We start from the raw sequence: 26,978 nt of genomic DNA on the forward strand, positions 1-26,978 counted from the left end.
TCCGAATTTTCGACCCCAAACGACACGAGGCCGCTGCATCGTGCCGGCGGCCTCGCGTGGGTGGTGCCTCATGCCGCATGCGGCCTGCGCATCAGTCGGCCAACCGCTCCCACAGGAAGCTGTAGGCCAGGGCCGCCATATGCGCGGCCTGTGCGTTGTTGGCCGCGCCGCCGTGGCCGCCTTCGATGTTCTCGTAGTAGGTCACGTCCTTGCCGGCGTCGATCATCCTGGCGGCCATCTTGCGGGCGTGGCCCGGATGCACGCGGTCGTCGCGCGTGGAGGTGAGGAAGATCGTCGGCGGGTAGGTCTTGTTCGGATCGAACAGGTGGTACGGCGAGAAGGTCTGGATGAAGTTCCAGTCGTCGGTGTCCGGGTTGCCATACTCGGCCATCCACGAGGCGCCGGCCAGCAAATGGCTGTAGCGCTTCATGTCCAGCAGCGGCACCTGCACCACCACCGCACCGAACAGCTCCGGATACTGGGTAAGCATGTTGCCCGTCATCAGGCCGCCATTACTGCCACCCTGCACGCCCAGATGCCTGGCCGAGGTGATCTTGCGCGCGACCAGATCCTTGGCTACGGCGGCCATGTCCTCGTAGGCCTTGTGGCGATTCTGCTTGAGCGCGGCCTGATGCCAGCGCGGACCATACTCGCCGCCGCCGCGGATGTTGGCAACGGCATAGACGCCGCCCTTCTCCAGCCAGGCACGCCCCAGGCCACCGGAATAGTTCGGCGTCATCGAGATCTCGAACCCACCATAGCCGTACAGCAGCGTCGGCGCGCTGCCATCGAGCTTCAGGTCCTTCGGACGCACCAGGAAGTACGGCACGCGGGTACCGTCCTTGCTGGTGGCGAAGTGCTGCTCGATGCTGTCCTGGCCGGCATCGAAGAACGCTGGCATCGTCTTGAGCGGCTGCGGCGCGCTGCCGACATCCACCCACGACAGCGTGGTCGGGGTCAGGTAATCGGTGACGGTCAGCCACAGCGCGTCGCTATCGTTGCTGTCCACCGCCTCCACGCCCACGGTACCGAAGGCCGGCGCCCCAACGAAGGCGCTCTTCTTCCAGCCAGCCTGCGACGGCGTCAGCACGCTCAGCCGGTTCTTGACGTCGTCCAGCACGTTCAGCACCAGATGCGACCTGGTCCACGCCATTCCTGCCAGCGAGGTGGTTGCGGTGGGTTCGAACAACACCTCGAAACTGCGCTTGCCGGCCGTGAAGTCGTCCAGGCGCGTGGCCAGCAGCGAGCCGGCCTTGTAGCTCTTGCCGCCCACCGTCCACGGCTCGCGCAGCTCCAGCGTCAGCCACTGGCGCTTGACCGACTTGCTGGCCGAGTTGGGCACATCCACCTTGGCCAGCGTGCCGTCGGCGCCCTTCAGGTACAGCTCGTCGTTGTAGAAGGCCAGCGTGCGGCTGACGTAATCGCGTTCGAAGCCGGGCGTGTCGTCGTGCACCGCGGCGATGTACATGTCGGTCGGCTTGCCTTCGTAGACCACCGTGGCGGCACTGAGCGGCGTACCCCGCTTCCATTGCTTGGCAATGCGCGGATAACCGGAAGTGGTCATCGTTCCGGGGCCGAAATCGCTGAACACATACACCGTGTCCTCATCGATCCAGCCCAGCCCACCCTTGGCTTCCGGGCGGAAGAAGCCGTCCTTGACCCACTGCTTGCTGGTCAAGTCGAACTCGCGCGTGACATCGGCATCGGCACCGCCGCGCGACAGTGCGATCAGGCAGCGCTCGTAGTCCGGGCGCAGGCAGTCGGCGCCGTGCCAGACCCAGTTTTCGCCCTCGGCCTTGTTGAGCGCATCCAGGTCCAACACCGTTTCCCATTTGGGCGCCGGCTTGCGGTATTCGTCCAGGGTGGTGCGCCGCCACAGGCCGCGCTCGTGCTGCTTGTCCTTCCAGAAGTTGTAGTAGAACGCGCCGATCTTCTGCACGGCGGGAATCTTGGCATCCGAATCGAGCACTTCGCGGATGCTGGTCTCCATCTGCTTGAACGCCGGGGTGGACGCCAGGCGGGCTTCGGTCCGGGCGTTCTGGGTCTTGACCCAGTCCAGCGGCTTGGCGCCGGTGACTTCCTCCAGCCAGGCGTACGGATCGTTGGACACGGCAGTTTCCTCTGCGCAGACGGCGCCAGCGGTGATCAAGCCTGCAGCCAGGCAGACGGAGGCGAACTTGGACATGGAGTTTCCGGGAGTAAACCAACCCCGGAAACTACCACGACGCTTCGCCGGCCCCACCCTGCCAAAGGTCAGGCCGCACTGGCCCGCGCTGGTGCCGTCAGTCGCGCGCTGGCGCGGCGACGCTGCGCCTGCGGCCGGCGCCGACGCGCCACGGCGCGCCGCGTGCCTGGCCATCGCAACACAGGCAAGGCAAACCGGTACAGGCTCCACCAGGCCAGCATCGGCATGCCGACCAGCCACAGCGGCAGCCAGCCGATCCATTCGCTGTCCCCGCGTGCGGCCGGCCATACCAGCACCAGCGCAAGTCCAGCCAGGGCGATCTGTCGAACCGGGCGCAGCACGCGCGGATCGGGACGTTCGGAACGACTGTTGGGGCGATGCGACATGACGGCACTCCGTGGCGGGAAGATCGGGACAGGCCGCCAGGATTGCCTGCGCGCATCTCACCGACTGCGACCCATGCGACGCAGACCGATACCGGCGCTTCGGCGACTGCCAGCGCGGGCCGCACGGCGGGCCCTGCCCGGTTCGCGCCGTCCCCGCCAGGTGTGCCGACCGGGCGCATGCGGCTATCGACAGGCCTTCAGCGCGGCGACTGCACGCGCAGCAGGTCGATCAGCGCTGCTGCGCCCAAGGCCCACACCGCGGCCGCGACGTCGCGTGCCCCGCAACGCCCTCCCAAACCCGACCGTTGACGCAAACTTGCCCCCCGCATGCGGTAGTGTGCTGAACCTCTTGCCCTTTGTGATGTTGCGATGCGCCTGACCGTTACGATCGCCCTCGCCGTCCTGCTCGTGCTCGGCCTGCCCGCCGCGCATGCCAAGGATCCGCCCAGCACCGCGCCGGCGATCGATCTGTCCAAGATCATGGGCACCTGGTACGTGATCGCACGCATGCCCAACCCGGTCGAGCGCGGGCATGTGACCAGCCGTGACGAATACACCCTGGTCGAAGACGGCAAGGTGGCCGTGCGCTATCTGTATCGCGATGGCTTCAACGCGCCGGAAAAGGAAGTCAAGGCGCGCGCCTCGGTGGATGCGGACAGCGGCAATCGCGACTGGAGGGTCTGGTTCTACAAGGTGATCCCGACCAAGCAGCGCATCCTGGAGATCGCCCCGGATGGCTCGTGGATGCTGATCTCCTATCCGGGCCGGGATCTGGCGTGGATCTTTTCGCGCAAGCAGGACATGAGCCGCGACCAGTACCGCACCCTGGTCAACAAGATGCGCGACGATTACGGCATCTACACCGACAAACTCAAACGCGTGCCGCAGCTGCGCGAGCAGGTGGACCGGCTGGGGTTCGAAGTACCGAACGAGCGTTGATCCCCGCACCGCGATGACCCGGAGGTCGCCACCTGGCGGCCCGAAAGGCAGATGCCGGTGCCGATCACGAGCACGCGGTGGGCCGCGAAGCACAGGTCGGCCCGCTGCGCAGGCGGCTGACACCACCGCTGCAATACACCTCACGCAGTGGCGATGACCTCGCCCGCTGGCCATGGAGGTGGGCGGCTCCAGGCGAGCCTACGGACGTCGGGCCCGCCTCATGGCGCTCACGGGGGCGCGAGCATCCGCGGCGCCCGCACGGTCGGCAAGATCCCGCCAGAGGCGGCGGCCCGAGACTGCGGCAACCTGGCTCAGTCGTAATTGCTCAACGCCAGCGAGAGCAGGGCCTTGGCCTGCTCGCGCAACGACATCGGCTCGACGATCTCCGCATCCGAACCGTAATGCAGTACGTCCATCAGCAGCTCGCGCGAATTGCTGTAGGGCAATTTGAGCTCGTAGCGGCCGTCGGCGAGAAAACGGCCCTGCTGCTTGGAGTGCCAGTGTTCGTCGGCCACCCAGCGCGCGGCCTTGGCGCTGAAGACGATGGTCGCCCAGCCCTTGGGCGCACCGGAGAAAATGCCGTAGCTGGCGGCCAGTTGCTCGTCCAGTTCGCTGTCGGGTACGTCGCGCGGCGCCGCATCCAGCAGCCGTGCGTGATTGATGCGGTCCACCGCGAAACTGCGCACGCCATCGCGGCCGTGGTCCCAGGCGTCCAGGTACCAGTTGTCGCGGTAGTGGGTGATGCGCTGCGGCGAGACGGTGCGCTTGGTCGATTCGTCGGTGGAGCGGGCGCGGTAATCGAAGCTCAGCTGCTTGCGCTCCAGCACGCCTGAGGCCACGGTGCGGAAACTGGCTTCGTCCAGCTTGCGGCCGCGATGCGGAATCACCCGCACCCGGTCCACCGGCCACTGCGAGACGCCGGCCTGGGCGGCCAGCAGGCCTTCGATGCGCTGCTGCAGCGGCGCCAGCATCGACGACAACACCCCGCCGCCGGTGCGTGCCAGCAACTGTTGGGAGGCCAGCAACGCATGCAGCTCTTCCGAACTCAGCCACAGTCCTGGTAGCTCGAAACGGTCGCTTTCGCCGGACAGATAGCGAAAGCCGGACTCGCCATCGCCTTCCACCGGCGCCATCAGCGCATCGCGCAGGAACGCCAGGTCGCGGTACACGGTGGCGCGGGAACAGCTCAGCTCATCCTGCAGCCGCGCCACCGTGACCGGGTAGCGTGCCGACTTGAGCAAGCGATGCAGTGCATTGATGCGTTCATAGCGGTCCATGCGCCGATTATGTCCGGTTCTTCGTGCCGCGGGGTGAGCGTGCGCCGTTTCCTCGCGAGGGGTACCGCCTGTCCGGCCGCGCTGCCGGCACTGCGGCAGCGATGGGGTGGAGGGTTTGGCGGCTGGCGGATTCAGCCTGCCTTTCCGGCTCGTCGGCGGCCGTCTTCGGGCACCGCAGCCGAACCGCCACTAAAGCAGGGCGTTCACCTGGTCATGACGGAGCGCACAGTCCGTTATCATGAAACCGCTTTCACCTCTCCCACTCCCGTTACGTCCTTCAAGCGAGCCGCCCATGTCCCGCCGTGCCCCGTTGTCTGCCCTGTTGCCACTGCTGTTGATCGCACCTGCCGCATGGGCTCAGTCGATCGCGGTTGCACCGACACCGGTCGACCCCGCGGCAGCGTTGGTGCCCTCGCCCTGGAGCGGCAGCAGCGGCGAGCTGGGTTACGCCTCGGCACACGGCAACAGCACCACCGACAGCCTCAACGGCCGCGTCCGCCTGCGTTACACCGACGGCGACTGGATCCACAGCCTGGACGCCACCGCGCTGCGCTCGAGCTCGGAATACACCAATACCAACGACGACGGCACCACCACGCGCGAGCGCCAGACCACCGCCGAGCGTTACACCGGCAGCGCCGGCAGCGCGCTGCAGTTGGGCGAGCATCGCCAGCTCACTGCCACGGGTCGTTACGAACACGACGATTTCGCTACCTACGATCGCCTGGCGACCTTCGGTATCGGTTATGGCACGCGCCTGATCGATGCGGATCGGTTCTATCTGGACGCGCAGGTGGGTCCGGGTATCCGCCGTGCGCACAACAGCGAGGACGACCGCAACGAGACCGGGCTGATCGGGCGCGGCCTGTTCGATCTGAAGTACACCGTGACCGACAACACCGATCTGATCAACACGCTGCTGGTGGAGTCGGGCGAATACAACACCTATGCGCAGAACGATTTCGGCGTGCAGGTCAGCATGAACTCGCACTTCGCGCTCAAGGCCGCCTGGCAGATGCGCCGCAATAGCGACGTCAGCGAAGGCGACAAGAAGACCGACACGCTGACCACGGTGAATCTGGTCTACACCTTCAAGTAAGCGCGCGCACTCGACCGCAGGCTTGGGAGACAGGCGATCCGATGCGCCGACCGGCGCTGCGCTGGTCGACAGGTCGCTCGCGTAGAAGCGCATCCGGGCGCGGCGGGTTCCGGGTAAGGCCCATCGCGGCCGGTTCCGTTCCTACGGGACGCGGGCATCGGGCGATTGTCCGGCAAGGCGCCGCCACCGGGTCGTTGCTGCCGCTGCAGCAGGATTTCTCGGGCCGGCGGGCCCGTGCGCAGCGCTACAGCTCGGCCAGCAGTTGCGCGGCGCCCTTGTCGAACAGCCCCTGCGCGACGCGGCGGCCGAGCGCTTCGGTATCGTCGGCACTGCCGTGCGCGTCGGCGTGGATCAGCCGGCCATCGCTGGCGCTGCCGACCATGCCTTGCAGGTACAGGCCCTGCCCCTCCCAACGCGCGAAGGCGGCCACCGGCACATGGCAGCTGCCGTGCAGCGCACGATTCATGGCGCGCTCGGCTTCCACGCAGGCGCGGGTGCTGGACGCATCCAGCACCGCCAGCAGCGCATGGATGCGCGCATCGTCGCCGCGGCACTCCACCGCCACCGCGCCCTGCGCCGGCGCCGGCAGCCATTCCGGCGCGTCCAATCGCGCGCTGATGCGTGCGTCCAGGCCCAGCCGCTGCAGGCCGGCGCAGGCCAGCACGATGGCGTCGTAGCCGCCGTTGTCGAGTTTGGCCAGGCGGGTGTTGACGTTGCCGCGCAGATCGATCAGTTCCAGATCCGGGCGCGCGGCACGCAGCTGCGCCTGACGTCGCAACGAAGAGGTGCCCACGCGCGCTCCCAGCGGCAGCGCCTGCAGGCTGGCATAGAGGTTGGAGACCAGCGCGTCGGCGGGATCGCCACGGGTCAGGATCGCCGGCAGCACGAACGGCGCATCCAGTTCCATCGGCACGTCCTTGAGCGAATGCACTGCGCAATCGGCCTCCCCGCGCAGCATCGCCAGCTCCAGTTCCTTCAGGAACAGGCCCTTGCCACCGATCGCCGCCAGCGAACGGTCCAGCACTTCGTCGCCACGCGTGCTCATCGGCACCAGCACGACTTCCAGGCCGGGGTGCTGCTGGCGCAACGCTGCGGCGACGTGTTCGCTCTGCCAGAGGGCAAGCGGGCTTTTACGGGTAGCGATGCGGAGCGTGGTCATCCCGCCATTATCGCGGAGCGGGCCGGTAACTCATACATGGCGGAGCTGGTCGCGCAGGCTGGCCACGCAGCGACGGCTCACTTCCAGGGTCTGCGGCACGTTGCGCAGCACCGCATGCACCTGGCCATCGCTGCCGCGACGCAGTTCCACCAGCTCGTCGCGGGCGACCAGGCAATTGCGGTGGATGCGCACCAGACGATCGGAAAATTCGTCTTCCAGCGATTTGAGCGACTCTTCGATCAGGTCCTCGCCACGGGTGTGGTGGACGATGACGTATTTCTCTTCGGCCTGCAGGTAGCGGATGTCGCCGATGGCAATCAGCCGCAGGCTGCCGCGCAGGCGGGCGCACAGATGGGTGCGCAGCGGGGTCGGCGCGGCGCTGGGGACGCGCCCGGCCAGAAAGGTCGCCACGCGCTCCAGCGCGGCGGCCAGACGCTCCGGGCGTACCGGCTTCATCAGGTAATCCAGCGCGGCCGCATCGAACGCCGACAGCGCATGCTGGTCGTAGGCGGTGCAGAACACCACCGCCGGTTGCGGCTGGCACTGCCGTAGCAGCCGCGCGGTCTCCAGCCCGTCCACGCCGGGCATGGCGATATCCAGCAGCACCAGGTCCGGGTGCCACTGCTCGCACTGCTGCAGCACCTGCTGGCCGTTTTCGGCCTCGCCGATCACCTGTACCTGCGGATGTTCGCCCAACAGCATGCGCAGGCGCTCGCGCGCCAGGGGCTCGTCATCGGCGATCAACACCCGCACTCGCATGGCCGTCATGGACATCCCCCTCGCTGCGGCGACTCTCCCTCACGGCAGCGGCAATGTGATCTCGCAGGCATAGTAGCCTTCGGCCCAGCTGGCCGCCATCCGTGCCCCGGCGCCGAACTGGAACGCCAGCCGGTGCGAGATGCTGGCCTGGGCGTGCCCTGCACCGGCCAGCAGTGGCGCCAGGGTCCCCGGCTGCGGAGCCGGATTGACGATGCGGATCTGCAACTGGTTGCCGCGCTGGCGCAGCGACAGGTACAGCGTGCCGCCCTCGGGCATGCGCGAGACCCCGTGCAGCACCGCGTTTTCCACCAGCGGCTGCAGCACCAGGCGCGGCATCGGCAAGTCCCAGGGCAAGGGCTCCTGGCGATGCCAGCGCACCTGCAAACGCTCGCCCAGGCGCAGCGATTCGATCGCCAGATAGCGCTCGGCCAGCTCACATTCGGCACGCAGGGTGGAGCCACCTTCGCCGGCGCCCAACGCGGCGCGGAACAGGTCCGACAGGTCCAGCACCGCCTGCTCGGCGACCACGGGGTCGCGCCGCAGCAGGCTGGCGATCAGGTTCATGCTGTTGAACAGGAAGTGCGGGCGGATGCGCGCCTGCAGTGCATCGGCCTCGGCGCGGGCATTGGCCTGCACCTGCGCCTCCCAGCGGTCGCTGACATAAAAATAGCGCAGCGCCAGCGCGGTGATCAGCACCACCGTCGCCGCGCTGCCCAGGGTGAAGCGCCAGAAGCCGACCAGGGGCCCCAGCGGTGCCTGCCCGAGCACGGCGTACAGCCCATGCACGATGCCGGCGCCCAGCATCGCCACCACCGCGGCGATCAGCAGCGCGCTCAGCCCGCCCAATCGGGGCGGCAGCCGCGACAGCGCGGGCCGCAGCACGCACAGCAACACGCTGACCGCCAACGCCAGCCACAGCGCCAGGCCGCTGGCCGAGACGAAGCGCGACAGGGTGATGCTGCGCGCCGCGCCGGCGTCGGGCACCAGGGTCACCACCAGCACCACCAGTTCGGCCAGCCCCAGCATCGCTCCCAGCCGCGGCAGCCGGCACAGGTCCGGCATCCAGGCGATCTGGGAGGAGCTGGCGGCCATCGGCTCAGGCGGCGGTGAAGCGCGCCTGCATCCAGTCGCGCAGGGCGTCGATCTCTTCCAGGCAGACCTGGTGCCCCATCGGATAGGTGTGCCAGTCCAGCGCGAAGCCGAGCGTGCGCAGCGCCTGCATGCTGGCCTGGCCGGCCGCGAACGGCACCACCGGGTCGGCCGTGCCGTGGGCCATGAACAGCGGTTGGACGGTGGCGGCCGACTGCAGCTGGCTGGCGGCAGCGGCCGGGTCCGGCAGATAGGTCGACAGCGCGATCAGCCCGGCCAGCGGCACGCTGCGCTGCAGACCCACCGCCAGGGTCACCGCCCCGCCCTGCGAAAACCCGGCCAGCAGGATGCGCTCGGGCGCGATGCCGCGACGCTGCTCCTGGGCGATCAGGGCTTCGACCTGGGCCACCGACTCGGCGATCCCGGCCTTGTCGGCGCGCTGGGAGAAGTCCATGCCGACGATGTCGTACCACCCGCGCATGCGCACGCCGTTGTTGATGGTGATCGGACGGATCGGCGCATGCGGGAACACGAAGCGCAGCGCCGGCCACTGCGGGCGCACCAGCTCCGGCACCAGCGGGGCGAAGTCGCTGCCGTCGGCGCCCAGGCCATGCAGCCACAGCACGGTCCACTGCGGGTTCGGTCCAGTCTCGCGTTCGATCACGTCCAGCATCATCCAGCTCCGCTTGCGGGCTGGGCATTATGCCCTGCGCGACAGGCAGGGCCGATCACCTGGCACCGGATGCGGCGATCCGTCGCTGCCGTGGCGGCCGGCAGCCGTCAGCCGAAGACGCATCGGCCGGCAAGGCTAGCGCCGCCGCGCACTCAGACCAACGGCGGTTCCTGCGCGGCGGCGCGGCGCAGTTCGGAGGCGCGCACCAGCACCTTGGGCGGGTCGAGTTCTTCGGGGATGCAGAAGATGCCGGCGCGGCGCAGCGCCAGGCCGGAGCGCCGCAGCGAGGTCAGCGCCACCACCGGAATCGACAACGCCATGCCGACGACCACCGGCGCCATCCAGGCGGCCAGCGACGGCGACACCAGATAGGCCAGCGTCCCCATGAACACGCCGAACAGGGTCAGCCCGCCGTAGCTGCGCAGCAGCGCCGGCCACGACAGCTTGCCGTCGTCGCGCACCTGCGCGTCCCAGCCCGAATCCTTGCCGGCCAGCACTTCGAACACGCCGCGCGACTGCAGGTACATCACCACCGGCGCCATCAGCGCAGCCAGCACGGTCTCCAGCAGGATGCTCAGTGCCGCACGGATGGCGCCGCCGCAGGCGCGCAGTTCGCGCGGATTGAGCAGCAGGGCGATGTAGCCGAGCAGCTTTGGCGCCAGGAGCACGAACATGGTGCAGATGAAGATCCAGATCGCATTGCCCTGGCTGCTGCCATGCCAGTAACGCGCGGGAGAAAACGGCAGGTCGCCGGCCAGATCGATACCGCCGCCGGCCAGCGGGATGCCGATGCCGATCAGCATCAGCAGGCCCCACATCGGCGCGGTGAAGTAATGCCCGATGCCGATCAGCATGTGCATGCGGCTGATCCAGTGCAGCCCCTTGGCGCTCACCACCTTGGCGTGCTGCAGGTTGCCCTGGCACCAGCGGCGGTCGCGGATCAGCAGGTCGGTCAGCGTGGGCGGGCCTTCCTCATAGCTGCCCTGCAGGTAGGGCACCATGTGCATGGCCCAGCCGCCGCGCCGCATCAGCGCCGCTTCCACGAAGTCGTGACTGAGCACATGCCCGCCGAACGGCTTGCGTCCGCGTAGCGACGGCAGGCCGGCGTGATCGGCGAAGGCCTGGGTGCGGATGATGGCGTTGTGGCCCCAGTAATTGCTCTCGGCGCCGTGCCACCAGGCCACGCCGAAGGCGATGATCGGCCCATACACGCGCCCGCCGAACTGCTGCATGCGGGCGAACAGGGTCTGCCCGTTGACCACCGCCGGCAGGGTCTGGATCAGGCCCACGTCCGGATTGCTTTCCATGCCGGCAACCAGCCGCACGATGGTGTCGCCGGTCATCACGCTGTCGGCGTCCAGGATCAGCATCTGCGGGTAGCTGCCGCCGAAACGGCGCACCCAGTCGGCCACGTTGCCGGCCTTGCGCGCGGCATTGTCGGCGCGGCGGCGGTAGAAGATGCGCCCATGCCCGCCGACGCGGTCGCACAGCTCCTGGTAGACCAGCTCTTCGGCGCGGCCGATATGCTCGCGGGTGGTGTCGCTGAGTACGAAGAAGTCGAAGTGCTCCAGTTGCCCGGTCTCGGCCACCGATTCGTAGATGGCCTGCAGGCCGGCCAGCAGCCGGCGCGGGTCTTCGTTGTAGGTCGGCATCAGCAGCGCGGTACGCGAGCGCAGCGTGGGCAGCGGCTGTTCCGGGTCGATGCCGAGCTTGCGCCCGGCACGCGCCACCACGGTAACGAAACCGGCCACCGCGCTGGCGAAGGACATCGCGATCCAGGCGAACAGCAGCACGAACAGGCCGAGCAGGCAGCCCTCCAGCACGCTGACGCCATCGGGCCACAGCACGCTGAGCATCACCCACACCGCGACCGCGGTGGTGGCCAGGGTGCCGCCGATCAGATAGAAGCGGCGCAGGCCGATGCCGGGCGGCGAGGTCCGTTGATGCGGCACCTGCAAGCGACCCTCGCGCAGCGACTGTTCGGGCATCGCCAACGGCGCTTCCGGTGGCAGCGTGGGCTGGCCGGCATCCAGCGGGGAGACGCGAGGCACGTCGGTTGGTGCGGGGGAAAGGGTCACGGTACCGTCCATCAGGGCTGCCCGTCGCATTGGCGCGAGAGTGTGGGCGGAAACGAAAGATGCCTGCCAGCGCTGCGACGCGGCGGCGCCACGCCTGCGGCGACAGCAACGGGGCCGGCGCGATGCGGACACGACGCGGGATTGGCAGGTGTTGAACCACTCCGATGCACAAACTCTCCTGGCGGCGACGCGACGTCGCGGCTCATCCTAAAGAATCGACCGTTAAAGGAAGCGAAGGCCCTGCTGCAGTCGTTGCCCCTCCCGACAAGGACCGCGCGGCAGACTACGCCGTGACAACCGAACGCAACCCCAACAGATTGCAGGCTGCCACACGCGTTGTCACGGACCGCTGGCCGGGCTGTCGTGCGTAACGGGTGCAAGTGGTGTGCCATAAGGTGCATTCGGCTGCGTTGGTTTGTTAGGTCTTTTGATGCAGCCAAGGCTCGGAGCGACAGCCTGGCTGGTCGAGGGCGCGATGCCCTCACCGCTCGCGGGACACGCCGTTAACCCGTCCATGGGGGCTCGATGGCGGCATCCATGCCGCCAACGGTCCCGCAATCGGTGAGGACACCGCGCCAGCCAGTTGGCTGGTGGCTTCATTAAGAACGAAATCTGCGCACCAGACCGTTTGCTGGCTGTTTATTGCAGGCTCTGCACACCGACCAACTCCACTGGTCCTTGCCCGCTCACCGTCGCGGGACCTTACGCGGCATGGATGCCGCGTAAGAGCTTACAAGGACGTACTTGCAGCGTGTCCCGCGATGGTGGGCGGGCAAGGGCCCTGCAGCAAACGCAAAGAAGCCAAGGGCGCGGTGCTCTGCGCAGCGAACACCGCAACGCGCGCCCGACAGTGGCGCAAAAACGTTGCCAGACGTTGTTACTTGCGCGCCGCCTCGCTGGCATCGCGGGTGGCGCGGAACTCCGAATCTTGGCTCCAGTTCGGCCACTGCTGCGAATCGGCCAGCTGGCGGCCCAGTGCGTACAGCACGCCCAGATCGCGCGCGGCACCGGCAAAGCTCCAGTCCGGCTTCCACTCGTCGCCCTGCTGGTGATAGCGCTTGGCGGTGTAGTCGTCGGCCGCGGCCTTGCCGGCGGCCACGCCGCCCACTTCCCAGTCCTGTCCGGCCGCATACGACAGCGCCGGCACGCCACGCTTGGCGAAGGAGAAATGATCGGAACGGAAGAAGTAGCCGGCCTGCGGCTTGGGATCGGGCGTGTAGCGCAGCTTTGATTGCGCGGCCACGGTCTTGAGCTGGTCGAGCAGTTCGAGCTTGGCGGTGCCGTAGATGCCGAAGTCGCGCGAGGGCACGAACGGATTCATGCCGTCCATGTTGATCACCGCCACCGTGGTGTCCAGCGGATACAGCGGCTTGGAGGCGTAGAACTCCGAACCCAGCAAACCTTTCTCTTCGGCGGTCACCGCCAGGAACACCACCGAGCGCTCCGGCCTGGGCGCCTTGGCGAAGCCGCGCGCCAGCTCCAGCAATGCGGCCGTGCCGCTGGCGTTGTCCAGCGCGCCGTTGAAGATGGTGTCGCCACGCGCATCCGGCTTGCCCACGCCGATGTGGTCCCAGTGCGCGCTGTAGATCAGCGTCTGGTTCGGGCGTTTGCTGCCTTCCAGCCGCGCCACCACGTTGTGCGAGGTGATCACGTCGGAGGCGACCTGATAGCTGGCGCTCAACCGCTGGCCCTCGAGTTCGACCGGCCTGAACGCGCGCGTCTGCGCCTGCTTATTCAAGGTGTCGAAATCCAGCCCGGCGCGTTTGAACAGATCGGCGGCCAGATCGCGCTGGATCCAGCCCTCCACCGTGGGATGCGCGCTGCGCGGGTTGTCGCGCACCACGTCGAACATGGTGTTGGTATTGGAGCTGGCCACGGTGTCCCAGCCGTAGGAGGCCGGCGCGGTTTCATGCACTACCAGCACGCCAAGCGCACCCTGGCGCGCGCCTTCTTCGTACTTGTAGGTCCAACGGCCGTAGTAGGTCATGCCGGCGCCGTCGAAGGCGCCCTTGCCGGTTTCGAAGTCCGGGTCGTTGATCAGCACCACCGCGATCTTGCCCTTCAGGTCCACGCCCTTGAAGTCGTCCCAGTCGCGCTCGGGCGCCTTGACGCCGTAGCCGACGAACACCAGCGGCGCGTTGGCGATCTCCACCTTGGACGAGCCATCGAGCGCGGCGCGGATGGCGATCTGCTTGCCCTGGGTCAGCGGCTGCGACTTGCCGGCATCGGCCAGCGCGATGGTCGGCGTACCGACGATATCGGCGCGCCGCAGCGGCACCGCCTGGGTCCACAGGCGCTTGCCATCCTTCAGGTCGCCGCCAGGCTGCAGGCCGGCGGCGGCGAACTGCTGGCTCAGGTAGGCCACGGTCTTGTCTTCGCCTGCGGTGGCAGGGCCTCGGCCCTCATAGGCGTCCGAAGCCAGCTCCTTGACGTCGCGCGAGATGCGCGCACCGTCGAACGTCGGCGTCTGCGCCATCACCACGGTCGAGATCGCCGTCGCCAGCAGCCCCACCGCACCTCGCTTCATCAGCGCACGCTTGATCACAACTCGCTTCACCGCAACCCCCAGGGTCGTCCGAACAGCCCCCGAGTGTAGCCACTGCCGCCGGGACCTGCTGACGCTAAGGCGCGGACGCGGGCTGCGGACACCGTTCGCTGCGACGCGGGCTGGCCGGCGGCGCGTTGCCCGCAGCGCGCAGGCCAGCGCGCAGGCAGGAAGAACACTTTGTGCCCGGCGATTTTGCGAGGCGGAACACGGGCGCGACGGCCGGGCCGCACACTCGCCCGATCGCCGTGCTCAGAACAGATCGACGCTGCCCACCTGCTGAGGCTGCTGCTGCAGCTGCCCGCTGGCGATCAGTTCGGCATACACCGCGGCGCGGTTGCGGCCGTGCTGCTTGGCCCAGTACAGCGCCTTATCGGCTTCGTCGAGCATCTGGCTGATCAACCGACCGTGGGTCAGTTCCACGATGCCGGCACTGAGGGTGACCTGACCCACCTGCGGGAAATCATGCCCGGCCACCGCCGTACGGAAGCGTTCGAACAGGCCGACGGCGATATCGCGATCCACGCCGCGCAGCACGATCACGAATTCCTCGCCGCCGAAACGGAACAGCAGGTCGTCCTGACGGAACGCGCGCTGCATCAGCTGCGCCACCAGCAGCAGCACCTCGTCGCCATACAGGTGCCCGAAGGTGTCGTTGACGCGTTTGAAGTGATCGATGTCCACGATCCCCAGCCACACGCCCTGGCTCTCCGCCGCCGCAGGGTCGCCACCGAACAGCCGCAGAATCACATCGTCGAAGGTCTTGCGGTTACGCAGGCCGGTCAACGCATCGCGCTGGGCATCGTCGAGCAGGCTGCGGTAATTCTGGAAGAATCGCGCAAAGCCCTGCAGCATCGCCTGCTCGGCCGCTCCGGGCGCACGTGCCCCGCCCACCCGCAGGCAGGTGCGGATGCCGCGCGTCTCCATCATCGGGTAGACCAGCAGGGCGCGCCCGTCCTGGTGCAGCTGCAGCACCTCGCCCGGACCGTGCAGCTCGGCCAGTTGTGCGCGCATCTGCGCATCGTGCAGCTCGGCCACGGTCAACGACAGGCGCCCGTCCTCGCGCAGCCGGCTTTCGGCCATGGTGCGGCCGTCCGGGGCGATGCGCAGCAGCGACAGCTCTTCGGCGGCGCAGACCTCGCGCATGGTACGCAGCAGGCTCAGATCGAGCAGCTCCGCATCGCGGATGGCGCTCATGTCCACCATGCGTTCGAGCAACGGCGACACGCTCATCGGCGCTTCCGTATGACGCATGCGGGCCGGCCGCCGGAGAGGCGGCCTGCGGGCAGACAACTGGGACGGCAACGCAAAGGCTTCACGACGGCGACCGGCAATCAGGTTGCCGGTTCATCGGCGCTGCGGCCGCAAACTTGAGACCGCTCGCTGCCCCGCGCCCGGCACGGGGCAGGCCTGGTGCGGCCGGCGGGCCCGCGCCCGATGGCCGTCCCGGCCACGGGGTTCAGGGCAATGCGGACTCCAGGGCATCTTCGCCCAGCGCGTGCCGTTGCATCAGCCGCCGGCTGCCGGCATTCAGGCCGCGCACCTGCACCTGCAACTCGTGATGGCGCAGCCGCTGCACCACCTTGTCCAGCGCCGCCACGGCGGTGATGTCCCAGAAATGTGCACGGCTGACATCGATCACCACGCTGCGGCCGGGGACCTCGCGCGCATCGAACGCGTCGATGAACACATCGGCCGAGGCGAAGAACACCTGTCCGCGCACGCGGTAGGTGCGCACGCCGTCTGCGCCATCGACATGCGCGATCTGCAGCAGCCCGGCCACCTTGAAGGTGAAGAACACCCCGCTCAGCACCACGCCCACCGCGACCCCGGCCGCCAGGTTGTGCGTTGCCAGCGTCACCGCCACGGTGGCCAGCATCACCACGCTGGAGGTGCGCGGATGGGTGACCACGGTCCGCAACGAGCGCCAATCGAAGGTCTCCACCGACACCATCACCATGATGGCCACCAGCGCCACCACCGGGACCTGCGACACCCAGGGCTTGAGCAACACCATCAGCACCAGCAGGAACACGCCGGCGAACAGGGTCGACAGCCGGCCGCGGCCGCCATACTTCACGTTGCCCACGGTCTGCCCGATCATGCCGCACCCGGCGATGCCGCCGAACAGGCTGGCTGCCGCGTTGGCGATGCCCAGCCCGGTGCACTCGCGGTTCTTGTCGCTGGGAGTGTCGGTGAGCTCGTCGACCACGCGTGCGGTCATCAACGATTCGAGCAGGCCGACCATGGCGATGGCCAGCGCCGGCAACGCGATGATGCGCAGGGTCTCCAGCGTCATCGGCACCGCCGGCCAGTGCAGCACCGGCAGCGCGTTGGGCAGTCTGCCCAGATCGGCCACGGTCTTCAGCGGTAGCTGCAGCGCACTGCCGGCCACGGTCAGCAGCAGGATGCACAGCAACGGCGAGGGAATCGCCGCCAGCCCCGGGATGCGCAGGCGCGGCAGCCCGTAGATGATCGCCAGGCCCACCCCCAGCATGGCCCAGGTGGCCAGGTTGGCGCCCAGCAGATGCGGCAGCTGCGCGGCGAAGATCAGCACCGCCAAGGCGTTGACGAAGCCGGTGCGCACCGAGCTGCTGACGAACCGCATCAGCACGCCCAGCCGCAACAGCCCGAACAGGATCTGCACGGCACCGGCCAGCAACCCGGCGGCCAGCAGGTACGGCAAGCCGTGCGCTGCGACCAGGGGCGCGGCCACCAGGGCCACCGAACCGGCGGCCGCCGAAATCATGGCCGGCCGCCCACCGCAGAAGGCGATGACGATGCCGATCACGAAGGATGCGAACAGTCCCACCTGCGGGTCCACGCCCGCCACGAAGGCGAATGCGATCACTTCGGGAATCAGGGCGAACGTGGCGACCGCGCCGGCCATCACTTCGCGCGCGGGCGACGCGCGCCATTGCGCCAGTTCGGCGCGCAACAGGGACATTTATGGACACTCCAGGGACAAAAAGGACAGCAAGTGGCCATCCGTTACGCAAATAGTGTGGTGCAAACGAACGCTTCGGGTGTGACTGGTGCGGCAATGCATTCTTTTGTGGAAGCGATCACGTCCCGTTCTGAGGCCTGGGACCAAGATGCCCCCCTCACCGGGCTCGGGTGTCGAGCTCGGTCATCCAGGGAGATCCTCATGTCCATCTTCAGGACCGCAAGTACCCTTGCGCTGGCCACCGCGCTGGCCTTGGCCGCCGCACCGGCGCACAGCTATTCCATCAGCAACAACCGCGTCGTCGACGACAGCGGCAAGGTCGTGCAGCTCAAGGGCGTCAACGTGTTCGGCTTCGAGACCGGCAACCATGTCATGCACGGTCTGTGGGCACGCAACTGGAAAGACATGATCAACCAGATGCAGGGCCTGGGCTTCAACGCCGTGCGCCTGCCGTTCTGCCCGGCCACGCTGCGCAGCACCACCATGCCGACCAGCATCGACTACAGCCGCAACGCCGACCTGCAGGGCCTGACCTCGCTGCAGATCCTGGACAAGGTGATCAACGAGTTCAATGCGCGCGGCATGTATGTGCTGCTGGATCACCACACTCCCGACTGCGCGGCCATCTCCGAACTCTGGTACACCGGCTCCTACTCCGAAGCGCAGTGGCTGACCGACCTGCGTTTCGTGGCCAACCGCTACAAGAACGTGCCGTACGTGATCGGCGTGGACCTGAAGAACGAACCGCATGGCGCCGCGACCTGGGGCACCGGCAACGCCGCCACCGATTGGAACAAGGCCGCCGAACGCGCCTCGGCCGCGGTGCTGGCAGTGGCGCCGAAGTGGATCATTGCGGTGGAAGGCATCGGCGACAACCCGGTGTGCTCGATCAACGGCGGCATCTTCTGGGGCGGCAACCTGCAGCCGCTGGCCTGCACCCCGCTGAACATCCCCGCCAACCGCCTGCTGCTGGCGCCGCATGTCTACGGCCCGGACGTGTACGTGCAGTCGTATTTCAACGACAGCAACTTCCCCAACAACATGCCGGCCATCTGGGACCGCCACTTCGGCCAGTTCATCGGCAAGTACGCCCTGTTGTTGGGCGAGTTCGGCGGCAAGTACGGCGAAGGCGATGCGCGCGACAAGACCTGGCAGGACGCGCTGGTGCGCTACCTGCGCAGCAAGGGAATCAACGAGGGCTTCTACTGGTCCTGGAATCCAAACAGCGGCGACACCGGCGGCATCCTGCGCGACGACTGGACCACGGTCCGCCAGGACAAGATGACGCTGCTGCGCACCCTGTGGGGCACTGCAGGCGGCACGACGCCGACGCCGACTCCAACGCCCACTCCGACACCCACTCCCACTCCCACGCCCACTCCCACACCCACACCGACGCCGACTCCGACTCCGACGCCGGGAACCGGCAGCTTCAGCACCAGGGTGATCGTGGACAGCAGCTGGGCCGGCGGATCGTGCAGCCGCGTGCAGGTCACCAATACCGGCACCGCCAGCGGCGCCTGGACCGTTTCGGTGCCCGTGACAGGCAGGGTCAACAATGCCTGGAACGCGACCTGGTCGCAGAGCGGCAGCACGCTCAAGGCCAGCGGCGTGGACTTCAACCGCACGCTGGCGGCCGGTGCGACCGCCGAATTCGGCTTCTGCGCGGCGAGCTGATCATCGTACTGGCGGGTACGCCCGCCATGCCGCATGAGGCGATCGGCCGATCGCCTCATGCAACCGGGTAACGCCGTGGGCCGCCGCCCGGCGTCCCGTCACCCCTTCTCTCGCCGCGAGGCCGGCCGCGACGTCTCGCTACCCGCGTCTGCGCGCCGCGCATTCTTCGCTGCATACATCGCTTCGTCCGCTGCGTGCATCAGGCTGGCGGCGTCGGCATCGTCGCCCCGCAGCCAGGCGACGCCGATGCTGGGCTGGATCGGCAGCCACTGCTCGCCGAACATGGTCCCCGCCGCCACCGCCTGGCGGATGCGCTCGGCGACACCGTGACACGCCGCCTCCGGCGCCTGCAGGTTGTCCAGCAACACCACGAACTCATCGCCGGCCAGACGTGCCACCAGGTAGCGCCCTTCCACCGCGCGCTGCAGGCAGCGCCCGAACTCCACCAGCACCGCGTCGCCCGCGCGGTGGCCGTAGGTGTCGTTGATGCGCTTGAATCCGTCCAGATCCAGGAACATCACCGCCACGGCGCGCTGCAGCTGCTGCGCCTGCGCGATCGCCGCATGCAGTGCGTCGGTCCAGGCATGCCGATTGGGCAGGCCGGTGAGGGCATCGCGCGTGGCGCGCTCGTGCATCAGCCGGTGCAGCGTCTTGTGCGCGGTGACGTCCTGCGCCATCAAGAAGAATCCCTGCGCTCCTGCCGCCGTGCGCCGCGCCTCGGGCACCAGGGTGATCTCCACATCGCGCGTGGTGTCGCCCATCCGCAGCACATGCTCGAAGCTGACGCGTTGCCCGACGATCACTTGCGCCAGCGCCGCACGTGCCGCCGCGCTCAGCGGCGCGCCAAGCAGGCGGGTGATGGGCAGGCCGACCAGGCTGGCCGGCTCCATGCCCAGCCAATCGCGGTGAGCCTGGTTGGCGAACAGGCAGCGCTGGGCGGCATCGAACTGGCTGACCAGCGCTGGCGTGGCGTCGCTGATCGCGCGCAGGCGCGCCTCGCTCTCGGCCAGACGTTCGGCGGCCACGTGCCGCTCGGTGACGTCCTGGATCTGCGAGACGAAATGCGCCGGCGCGCCACTGCCGTCGCGTACCAGCGAGACCGATAGCTGTGCCCAGATCACCGCCCCCTGCTGGCTGATGTAGCGCTTGGCCAGACTGTAGCTGCCGCGCTTGCCATCGATCAGTTCCTGCACCAGTTGCAGGTCCATCTGCAGATCGTCGGGGTGGGTGATCTGCTGAAAGGTGGTTCGCAACAACTGTTCGCGCGGATAGCCCAGGATGCTGCACAGCGAAGGATTGACGTCGCGCCAGGCCCCGTCCAGCGAGACGATCGCCATGCCCTGCGGCGCGGTCTCGAAGGCGCCGGCGAACCGTTCGGCGGCCAGTTGCGCAGCCGCCTGCGCCTGCAGCTCGGCGGTCACGTCGATGGCCATCGCCAGATAGCCCGCCAGCCCCTGCCGCGCGTCGTGGATGATGTTGAAGCACAGCCGTACCCGCCGCAGCTCGCCGTTCTTGCGCACCAGCGTCCACAGCTCGACGCCCAGCAGATCGCCAGCCGCGGCGGCGGCGAGCTTCGCGTACGAGGGTGGCGACAGCGCCAGCGTGGCCATGTGGCGCTCGAGCTCGGAATGCAGATGGAACTGGGTCGGGCAGCCGCCCAGCACCTCGGCGGCGGCATACCCCAACAGCCGTTCGGCGCCCGGATTGAACAACTCGATGCGTCCCTGCGGATCGAAGGCGATGATCGCCACGTCCTGCGACGCATCCACCAGCGCCTGCAGCCGCGCGCGCTCGGCAGACAGTGCCGCCGAGGCATCCTTGAGCTGGGTGATGTCATGCATCACGCACACGGCGCCCAGCGCAGACCCGTTATCGGCGGCCACCGGATCGGCATTGCACAACACGCTGCGCGCAGGCTGCCCGTTCGCGCGGATCACCAGCTCGGCATTGCGGACGTGTTCGCCGCGCCAGGCGCGTACCAGCGGAATCGCCTCGGTCGACAGCAGCGTGTTGCCGTCGGCGGCGTACAGATCGAAATGCTGCGCCCACTGCGCAGGTGGCAGCAGGCGTGGGTCGGCGCCATGCCAGCGCCGTGCGGCGTGATTGAATTCGCGCAGCAGGCCATCGGTATCGCAGGCCACCACGCCGTCGGGCATGGCCTCCAGCAGCATGCTCAGGGTCTGCCGCTGCGCCTGCGCGTCCAGCCGGTCGCGGCGCGATTCCAGCAGGTTGGCCGCCTGGCGCGCCAGCCGGATCAGCGCCTGCTTCTGTTCTTCGCCGAGCACGCGCGACCGCGTGCTGAGCGTGCACAGGGTGCCGTAGGCGTATCCCTCGCGGCCGATCAACGGCACCCCGACATACGAGCGCACACCCGGCACGGCGGTGACCAGCGGGTTGGCGGCGAAGCGCGGGTCGGCCTCGGCGTCGGGCACCTCCATCAGCTCGGTGCCCATCACCGTGTACGAACAGAAGGACACGCTACGCGGGGTGCCTTCCAGGTCGGTGCCGCAGCGCGCCTTGAACCATTGCCGGTCGGCATCCAGCAGCGACACCAGCGCCATCGGCGCGCCGGTGACGTGCGCGGCCAGCCAGGCGATATCGTCGAATTCGGCCTCGTACTCGGTGTCCAGTACGCCCAACCGGCGCACCGCGTCCACGCGCAGCGCGTCGTTGTCGGGAATCGGCACGGGCGGCAGCGTGGCGGTCATGGCGAAGTCGGAGGCGGCGTCTGGTCAAGGTAGATCGCCCGAGGTAACGGCGAGGCGATGGTCAACTTAAGCGCTCCTGGTCGCGTCCGTTCATGCGGCGCGGCCCATCGGGCCCGGCACCGTGGCAGTGGCGGCAACACCGCCGGCCGCGCATGCATGGATGCAGGACCAAGCGAGGACGACATCGCGGTGGCGGCTGCATCGGGCGTGGCTCGGTACGTGGTGGCCGGCCGCGCCCCACCCGCTGCGGCCCTGGGTCGGCACCTGCACCATGCAATGCGTGCGGCGCGATCGACCGTGCACCGGCGGGTCCGGCGCCCCACCGCCGCGCTCGGCCAGGCCGCCCCGACGGCGAGGCCGGCTTCGCCGCCGTCGCAGCCCATGCCGCCCTGCATTTGCGGCGCCGCCAGGCAGCCACTACCCTCGGCCGATTGTCCGTTTCCAGGAGTGTCACATGCTGCGTCCGCTGTCCCTGTTGATCGCCGGTGTCCTGGGCATGGCTGCCGGTACCGTCGCCCCCGCCGTCGCGGCCGCCCCGGCCAGCCTGTCCAAGGCCGCGACCAGCAGCGCCATCCCCGACATCGCCTACACGCGCTTCACCCTGCCCAACGGCCTGACCGTGATCGTGCACGAAGACCACAAGGCCCCGGTGGTGGCGGTCAGCATCTGGTACCACATCGGCTCCGGCGACGAGCCGGCCGGCAAGACCGGCTTTGCGCATCTGTTCGAGCACCTGATGTTCTCCGGCTCGGAGAACAACAAGGGCAGCTTCTTCGCGCCGCTGGAGAAGGTCGGCACCACCGACATGAACGGCACCACCTGGTTCGACCGCACCAATTACTTCGAAACCGTGCCGACCACCGCGCTGGATACCGCGCTGTGGCTGGAATCGGACCGCATGGGCCATCTGCTCGGCGCGATCGGCCAGGAGGAACTCGATACCCAGCGCGGCGTGGTGCAGAACGAGAAACGCCAGGGCGAGAACCGCCCCTACGGCCGCGTGGACCAGAACATCCTGTCCAACCTGTTCCCGGCCAACCATCCCTACCAGCACGACACCATCGGCTCGATGGAAGACCTGGATGCGGCCTCGCTGGCCGATGTCAAACAGTGGTTCAACGCCAACTACGGCGCAGCCAATACCACCCTGGTACTGGCCGGCGACATCACCGTGGCGCAGGCGCGCGCCAAGGCCGCGCAGTACTTCGGCGACATTCCTTCCGGCAAGCCGGTGCCGCGTCAGCAGCCGTGGATCACCCCGCTGCCGGCGCAGAAGCGCGGCGTGCAGCACGACCACGTGGCGCAGCCGCGCATCTACCGCACCTGGGCCGCGCCGCAGCTGGGCACCGATGACGTGATCCAGCTGGACCTGGCCACCACCGTGCTGGGCGGCGGCAAGACCTCGCGGCTGTACCAGCGCCTGGTGTATCAGGACAATCTGGTCGACGACGTGTCGGCCTCGATTCAGCCCTTCGCGCTGTCCAGCCAGATGCAGATCCAGGCGGACGTGAAGGACGGCGTGGACCCGGCCAGGGTCGAAGCCATCATCGACGAGGAATTGAAGAAGTTCATCGCCCAGGGCCCCACCGCCGACGAGCTGCAGCGCGCGCAGGTGGCCTACCGCGCCGGCTTCGTGCGTGGACTGGAAAAGGTGGGTGGGTTCAGCGGCAAGGCAGCGATCCTGGCCGAGGGCCAGGTCTATCGCGGCGATCCGGGCGCCTACAAGCAGGACCTGCAGCGCGGCCAGGCCGCCACCGTGGACAGCGTCAGGCAAGCCGCCGCCACCTGGTTCGGCAAGGGCGACTACCTGCTGACGGTGTTGCCGGCCGACAAGGGCTTCGACCCGGACGCCGAAGACAAGGCGGTGGTCGCACGCGCCGCCGAACCGGGCAAGCCGGCGCCCAAGCTGCCGGCCGCCGGCAAGTACACCGTCACCGCCTCCACACTGGATCGCAGCAAGGGCGTGCCGGACACCAACCAGTTCCCGGACCTGAGCTTTCCGACACTGCAGCGTGGCAAGTTGAAGAACGGCATCGAGGTGGTGCTGGCCGAGCGCCACACCATCCCGGTCACCCAGATCGAGCTGCTGTTCGATGCCGGGTATGCCGCCGACCAGGGCAACAAGCTCGGTACCGCCAGCTTCAGCGCCGCACTGATGAACGAGAGCACCACCGCGCTGGATTCGGTGGAAGTGGCGCAACGCCGCCAGCGCCTGGGCGCCATCACCGCGGTGGGCTGCGATCTGGACAGCTGCAGTGCGTCGCTGGACGCGCTCAACGACCAGTTGCAGCCATCGCTGCAGTTGTTCTCCGACATCGTGCGCAACCCGGCCTTCAAGGGCAGCGATATCGAGCGCGTGCGCGGGCAGTGGCTGTCCGGCATCGCGCAGGAAAAGACCCAGCCCAATAGCCTGGCGCTGCGCGCGTTGCCGCCGTTGCTGTTCGGCAAGCAGCATCCGTACGGCATCCCGCTCACCGGCAGCGGCACCGAGGCGGCGATCAGGAGCCTCAATGCGCAGGACCTGCAGGCCTTCCACAGCCAGTGGCTGCGTCCGGACAACCTGCGCATCCTGGTGGCCGGCGACACCACGCTGGCGCAGATCATTCCGCAGCTGGACGCGGCGTTCGGCGACTGGAAGGCACCAGCCACCCCGCTGCCGAAGAAGAACCTGGTCCAGGTGGCCGCGCAGCCCAAGCCGCGCGTCTACCTGATCAACCGCCCGGACGCACCGCAGTCGGTGATCCTGGCCGGCCTGCTGGCCCCGTCCACCAAGACCCCGGACAACCTGGCGATCGGCGTGGCCAACGGCGCCTTCGGCGGCACCTTCACCTCACGCCTGAACATGAACCTGCGTGAGAGCAAGCGCTGGGCCTACGGCGCCAGCACCCGCATGCTGGACGCGCAGGGCCAACGTCCCTACATGTTCTCCGCGCCGGTGCAGACCGACAAGACCGCCGAGTCGGCCAACGAGATCTTCAAGGAAGCCACCGCGGTGATCGGCGCCAAGCCGTTGACCGGCGAGGAGATCGCCAAGATCAAGAACCAGCGCATCCGCGCCCTGCCCGGTAGCTTCGAAACCACCGGCGCGGTGCTGGGCGCGATCGAAGGCATCGTGCAATTCGACCGCCCGGACGATTACGTGCAAACCCTCAAGCCGCGCCTGGAGGCGATCGATCAAGCGGCAGCACAGAAGGCCATCGCCGGGATCATCAAGCCCGACGCCATGACCTGGGTGATCGTGGGTGACCTGAAGAAGATCGAAGCCCCGGTGCGTGCGCTCAAGCTGGGCGACGTGCAGGTGCTGGACGTGGACGGCAAGCCGGTCAAGCGCTGACGTCCTCATGCCCGCCTGGCTGCACGCAGCCCAGGCGGGTAGGCAGGATGCGTGGTGGGGCTGCATGCAGCGGCCCTGTCGCATGGGCGGGCCGCCGCCTGGTGAACACCTCCCGGCATTCGATGGAACCAGCCAGACCGATGATCGGCGATGCGGCGGCACTGCCCGGCAGCAAAGCGTTCCAGTGAACGTCGATGGTGTTGTCGACACCGCGTTATCGGCCAGCCCGGTTAAGCTTGGGTCTTCTCCTTTACAGGCGCTTGGCTTATCCGATGAAAGAGATGCCGAAGGCAGACGAAGCATCCCGCCAGCAGGTGCTCGACGGTTATCGCATCGTCGACAGCCTGCCCGAAGACACCTATCAGGACATCGTGCAGGTGGCGGCTTCGCTGTGCGAGACCCCGATCGCGCTGATGTCGCTGGTGGATCGCGATCGCCAGTGGTTCAAGGCACGGCTTGGCGTGGCCCTGCAGCAGACCGACCGTAGCCAGGCGGTATGCGACCACGCCATCCGTGAGCCAAACGCCTTGATGGAAGTGCCCGACCTGACCCAGGACCCGCGCTTTCGGGATATTTCCGTGGTCACCGGCGATACCGGCGCACGCTTCTACGCCGGCATGCCGCTGGTGACCTCCGATGGCGTGGCGCTGGGGACCGTCTGCGTGCTGGATACCGAGCCGCGCCATCTCAACGACATCCAGCGTAACGGTCTGCGGGCGCTGGCACGGGTCACGATGCGTCTGCTGGATGCGCGCCAGCAAGCGCTGCAACAGGAGCGCGACGCCATCCTGCAGCCGGCCGCCGAGACCGCCGCAACGACCGCCCAGGCCGCTGCGGACGAGCCGTACCGCCTGGTGATCCTGGAGGTGCAGGAACTGGCCGCGCTGGCCGAGCGCCAGAGCGAACGCCTGCTCGGCCGTACCCTGCAACAGCTCGACCAGGCATTCGCCGCGCTGGTACAGGGCCCCGGCAACAGTATCGATCGGGTCACCGACAGCGCCGAGTTCATCGCCGTGCTGCGCGGCCCCGACAGCGAAAACACCTTGCAGGCGCTACGCGAGGTGGCCAAACAACAGCAGGCCTTGGGCCTGACCGTGTTGCTGGGCGAGGCACGCGCCAGCCGCGCGGACGAGCCGATCGGGCAGGTCTTCCTGCGCGCAGAGAGCGCATTGAGCGCGGGAAAGAACAGTTTCCGCCAGCGCCCGAGCTGAGGCTCGCACCGGGAACCTGTTGTGGGCATGCCGATGGCGCGCAGCAACCGGCCGTCGCAGGAGGTCGCGGCGCTGCGCAGCAGTGCTTCTGTGCAGCCCCAATACGCCGCAGCGACGCCGCCCCGCAGTTCCGCTCACCCCAACGCGCACTGCCTCAACTGCTTGTCGGCATACCACAGCGCGCGACGCGCCAAGTCGTAGGCGCTGTCCGCCTGGCGCGGCAGCAGCTGTGCTGCCATCACCGGATCGGCGCCGTTGTTCAGTGCATGCTCGGCGCGCTCCAGATCCGACAGATGCGTGCGTACCGGCGACAGCAGCACCTTGCGTCTGGACGCTTCGCAACGCGCACTGCGTTGCTCTAGCGCCGCCAGGGCCTGGCGGATGCGGCGGCTGGCTTCGCCCTTCAGGTCCGGCGGCGTCTCGTGCGCGATGGGTGCGGCCTTGTATGCATCGCCGGTGGCCTCGCTGCCGAGCTCGGCCTGGTTTGCGGCCAGTGCCGGATTGAAGCGCACGTCCGGCGGTGGCCGCGCCCTGGCCGTCTGCGTCTGCGGCCCGTTGAGCATGTCGTTGAACTTCTTCATGCCGCGCCCGGCTTCCTGCATCGCCACGTCGCCCAGCGTGCCGTCGCTCTTCCAGTCCTTGGCGAAGCGCGTCTGCCGGTACTGCACCGGATTGACCCGCTCCATCACATTGCGCGTGCCCGCCTGCACGCGCGCATCGTCCATGCCAGGAGGAACCGCAGCGCCTTGCGGCGCCATCGGGTCCACCTTCGCCTCGGGCGGCAGGCGCAGGTTGCCGTCCCGGGTGTACAACTGGGCCGCCACCGGGTCGTCGGCAGCGGCATCGGCCGCTGCCACCTGGCGCTGCGGCGGCGGGGTGCGCGTCGGCGGCGGCGCGCGACGTGCCGTCGCG

Annotated in this window: 18 protein-coding genes; 5 read left to right on the forward strand and 13 right to left on the reverse strand. The window is 68.2% G+C overall.

Annotation, left to right across the window (positions count from 1 at the left end; translation table 11 throughout):
- Window positions 1–91 precede the first annotated feature (91 nt).
- Both LL964_RS12805 and LL964_RS12810 read right to left on the reverse strand, forming a co-directional pair.
- Window positions 92–2,185, reverse strand: coding sequence for a prolyl oligopeptidase family serine peptidase (locus tag LL964_RS12805; RefSeq protein WP_104585846.1), 2,094 nt, complete (start codon window positions 2,183–2,185; stop codon window positions 92–94).
- A 68-nt stretch (window positions 2,186–2,253) separates the two neighbouring features.
- A complete protein-coding gene (locus LL964_RS12810; protein WP_104585848.1) occupies window positions 2,254–2,571 on the reverse strand; it encodes a hypothetical protein in 318 nt (105 codons plus the stop codon).
- Between the two features lie 369 nt (window positions 2,572–2,940).
- Between LL964_RS12810 and LL964_RS12815 the strand changes: the two genes are divergently transcribed.
- Window positions 2,941–3,510: a lipocalin family protein gene (locus LL964_RS12815; protein ID WP_104585850.1), complete on the forward strand. Its 570-nt coding sequence runs from the start codon at window positions 2,941–2,943 to the stop codon at window positions 3,508–3,510.
- Window positions 3,511–3,821: 311 nt separating this feature from the next.
- Here the strand turns inward: LL964_RS12815 and LL964_RS12820 are convergent, their stop codons facing one another.
- A complete protein-coding gene (locus LL964_RS12820; protein WP_104585852.1) occupies window positions 3,822–4,787 on the reverse strand; it encodes a helix-turn-helix transcriptional regulator in 966 nt (321 codons plus the stop codon).
- Between the two features lie 292 nt (window positions 4,788–5,079).
- On the opposite strand from LL964_RS12820, the gene LL964_RS12825 reads away from it, so the two are divergent.
- On the forward strand, window positions 5,080–5,886 hold the full coding sequence (locus tag LL964_RS12825; RefSeq protein WP_104585854.1) for a DUF481 domain-containing protein: 807 nt from the start codon (window positions 5,080–5,082) through the stop codon (window positions 5,884–5,886).
- Between the two features lie 244 nt (window positions 5,887–6,130).
- Here LL964_RS12825 and hemC read toward each other — a convergent pair whose 3' ends face one another.
- The 8 genes from hemC to LL964_RS12865 all read right to left on the reverse strand — a co-directional run bounded on the left by hemC (window position 6,131) and on the right by LL964_RS12865 (window position 17,136).
- Window positions 6,131–7,045, reverse strand: coding sequence for a hydroxymethylbilane synthase (gene hemC / locus LL964_RS12830; protein WP_104585856.1), 915 nt, complete (start codon window positions 7,043–7,045; stop codon window positions 6,131–6,133).
- 30 nt (window positions 7,046–7,075) lie between these two features.
- The gene (locus LL964_RS12835; RefSeq protein ID WP_167395213.1) at window positions 7,076–7,813 is read right to left on the reverse strand and encodes a LytR/AlgR family response regulator transcription factor; all 738 of its coding nucleotides are present in this window, start codon (window positions 7,811–7,813) and stop codon (window positions 7,076–7,078) included.
- 30 nt (window positions 7,814–7,843) lie between these two features.
- Complete coding sequence (locus tag LL964_RS12840; protein ID WP_104585860.1) at window positions 7,844–8,896, reverse strand: sensor histidine kinase; 1,053 nt, start codon at window positions 8,894–8,896, stop codon at window positions 7,844–7,846.
- A gap of 4 nt (window positions 8,897–8,900) precedes the next feature.
- Window positions 8,901–9,569: an alpha/beta hydrolase gene (locus tag LL964_RS12845; RefSeq protein WP_104585861.1), complete on the reverse strand. Its 669-nt coding sequence runs from the start codon at window positions 9,567–9,569 to the stop codon at window positions 8,901–8,903.
- 149 nt (window positions 9,570–9,718) lie between these two features.
- Entirely contained in the window at window positions 9,719–11,656 is a 1,938-nt protein-coding gene (gene mdoH / locus LL964_RS12850; protein WP_104585862.1) for a glucans biosynthesis glucosyltransferase MdoH, read from the reverse strand.
- 865 nt (window positions 11,657–12,521) lie between these two features.
- Window positions 12,522–14,171 (reverse strand): M28 family metallopeptidase, encoded by a 1,650-nt coding sequence (locus tag LL964_RS12855; RefSeq protein ID WP_104586459.1) that lies wholly within the window; start codon window positions 14,169–14,171, stop codon window positions 12,522–12,524.
- 270 nt (window positions 14,172–14,441) lie between these two features.
- Window positions 14,442–15,422, reverse strand: a complete 981-nt coding sequence (locus LL964_RS12860; protein ID WP_167395214.1) for a GGDEF domain-containing protein — start codon at window positions 15,420–15,422, stop codon at window positions 14,442–14,444.
- A 226-nt stretch (window positions 15,423–15,648) separates the two neighbouring features.
- A complete protein-coding gene (locus tag LL964_RS12865; protein WP_104585864.1) occupies window positions 15,649–17,136 on the reverse strand; it encodes a SulP family inorganic anion transporter in 1,488 nt (495 codons plus the stop codon).
- A gap of 201 nt (window positions 17,137–17,337) precedes the next feature.
- Here LL964_RS12865 and LL964_RS12870 point away from each other — a divergent pair, with 201 nt between their 5' ends.
- A complete protein-coding gene (locus tag LL964_RS12870) occupies window positions 17,338–18,813 on the forward strand; it encodes a cellulase family glycosylhydrolase (RefSeq protein ID WP_104585865.1) in 1,476 nt (491 codons plus the stop codon).
- A gap of 98 nt (window positions 18,814–18,911) precedes the next feature.
- Here LL964_RS12870 and LL964_RS12875 read toward each other — a convergent pair whose 3' ends face one another.
- Window positions 18,912–21,521: a PAS domain S-box protein gene (locus LL964_RS12875; RefSeq protein ID WP_104585867.1), complete on the reverse strand. Its 2,610-nt coding sequence runs from the start codon at window positions 21,519–21,521 to the stop codon at window positions 18,912–18,914.
- A 454-nt stretch (window positions 21,522–21,975) separates the two neighbouring features.
- Here LL964_RS12875 and LL964_RS12880 point away from each other — a divergent pair, with 454 nt between their 5' ends.
- Together LL964_RS12880 and LL964_RS12885 are read left to right on the forward strand one after the other, a co-directional pair.
- Window positions 21,976–24,855, forward strand: a complete 2,880-nt coding sequence (locus LL964_RS12880) for a M16 family metallopeptidase (RefSeq protein WP_104585868.1) — start codon at window positions 21,976–21,978, stop codon at window positions 24,853–24,855.
- 272 nt (window positions 24,856–25,127) lie between these two features.
- Window positions 25,128–26,066 carry a GAF domain-containing protein gene (locus LL964_RS12885; RefSeq protein ID WP_146092319.1) on the forward strand — a complete coding sequence of 313 codons (939 nt, stop codon included), beginning with the start codon at window positions 25,128–25,130 and terminating at the stop codon, window positions 26,064–26,066.
- A 134-nt stretch (window positions 26,067–26,200) separates the two neighbouring features.
- Here the strand turns inward: LL964_RS12885 and LL964_RS12890 are convergent.
- Window positions 26,201–26,978: hypothetical protein (locus LL964_RS12890; RefSeq protein ID WP_228329448.1), on the reverse strand; the 778-nt coding region annotated here is incomplete at its 5' end.

This window comes from Xanthomonas melonis (genome assembly GCF_020783655.1).
GTDB lineage: Bacteria > Pseudomonadota > Gammaproteobacteria > Xanthomonadales > Xanthomonadaceae > Xanthomonas > Xanthomonas melonis.

Coding starts and splice junctions, on each gene's coding strand:
- mdoH (WP_104585862.1), bottom strand. CDS start 11,656: ATGGACGGTACCGTGACCCTTTCCCCCGCACCAACCGACGTGCCTCGC.
- LL964_RS12865 (WP_104585864.1), bottom strand. CDS start 17,136: ATGTCCCTGTTGCGCGCCGAACTGGCGCAATGGCGCGCGTCGCCCGCG.
- LL964_RS12870 (WP_104585865.1), top strand. CDS start 17,338: ATGTCCATCTTCAGGACCGCAAGTACCCTTGCGCTGGCCACCGCGCTG.
- LL964_RS12860 (WP_167395214.1), bottom strand. CDS start 15,422: ATGAGCGTGTCGCCGTTGCTCGAACGCATGGTGGACATGAGCGCCATC.
- LL964_RS12810 (WP_104585848.1), bottom strand. CDS start 2,571: ATGTCGCATCGCCCCAACAGTCGTTCCGAACGTCCCGATCCGCGCGTG.
- LL964_RS12840 (WP_104585860.1), bottom strand. CDS start 8,896: ATGGCCGCCAGCTCCTCCCAGATCGCCTGGATGCCGGACCTGTGCCGG.
- LL964_RS12885 (WP_146092319.1), top strand. CDS start 25,128: ATGAAAGAGATGCCGAAGGCAGACGAAGCATCCCGCCAGCAGGTGCTC.
- LL964_RS12820 (WP_104585852.1), bottom strand. CDS start 4,787: ATGGACCGCTATGAACGCATCAATGCACTGCATCGCTTGCTCAAGTCG.
- LL964_RS12875 (WP_104585867.1), bottom strand. CDS start 21,521: ATGACCGCCACGCTGCCGCCCGTGCCGATTCCCGACAACGACGCGCTG.
- LL964_RS12825 (WP_104585854.1), top strand. CDS start 5,080: ATGTCCCGCCGTGCCCCGTTGTCTGCCCTGTTGCCACTGCTGTTGATC.
- LL964_RS12835 (WP_167395213.1), bottom strand. CDS start 7,813: ATGACGGCCATGCGAGTGCGGGTGTTGATCGCCGATGACGAGCCCCTG.
- LL964_RS12855 (WP_104586459.1), bottom strand. CDS start 14,171: ATGAAGCGAGGTGCGGTGGGGCTGCTGGCGACGGCGATCTCGACCGTG.
- hemC (WP_104585856.1), bottom strand. CDS start 7,045: ATGACCACGCTCCGCATCGCTACCCGTAAAAGCCCGCTTGCCCTCTGG.
- LL964_RS12815 (WP_104585850.1), top strand. CDS start 2,941: ATGCGCCTGACCGTTACGATCGCCCTCGCCGTCCTGCTCGTGCTCGGC.
- LL964_RS12845 (WP_104585861.1), bottom strand. CDS start 9,569: ATGATGCTGGACGTGATCGAACGCGAGACTGGACCGAACCCGCAGTGG.
- LL964_RS12880 (WP_104585868.1), top strand. CDS start 21,976: ATGCTGCGTCCGCTGTCCCTGTTGATCGCCGGTGTCCTGGGCATGGCT.
- LL964_RS12805 (WP_104585846.1), bottom strand. CDS start 2,185: ATGTCCAAGTTCGCCTCCGTCTGCCTGGCTGCAGGCTTGATCACCGCT.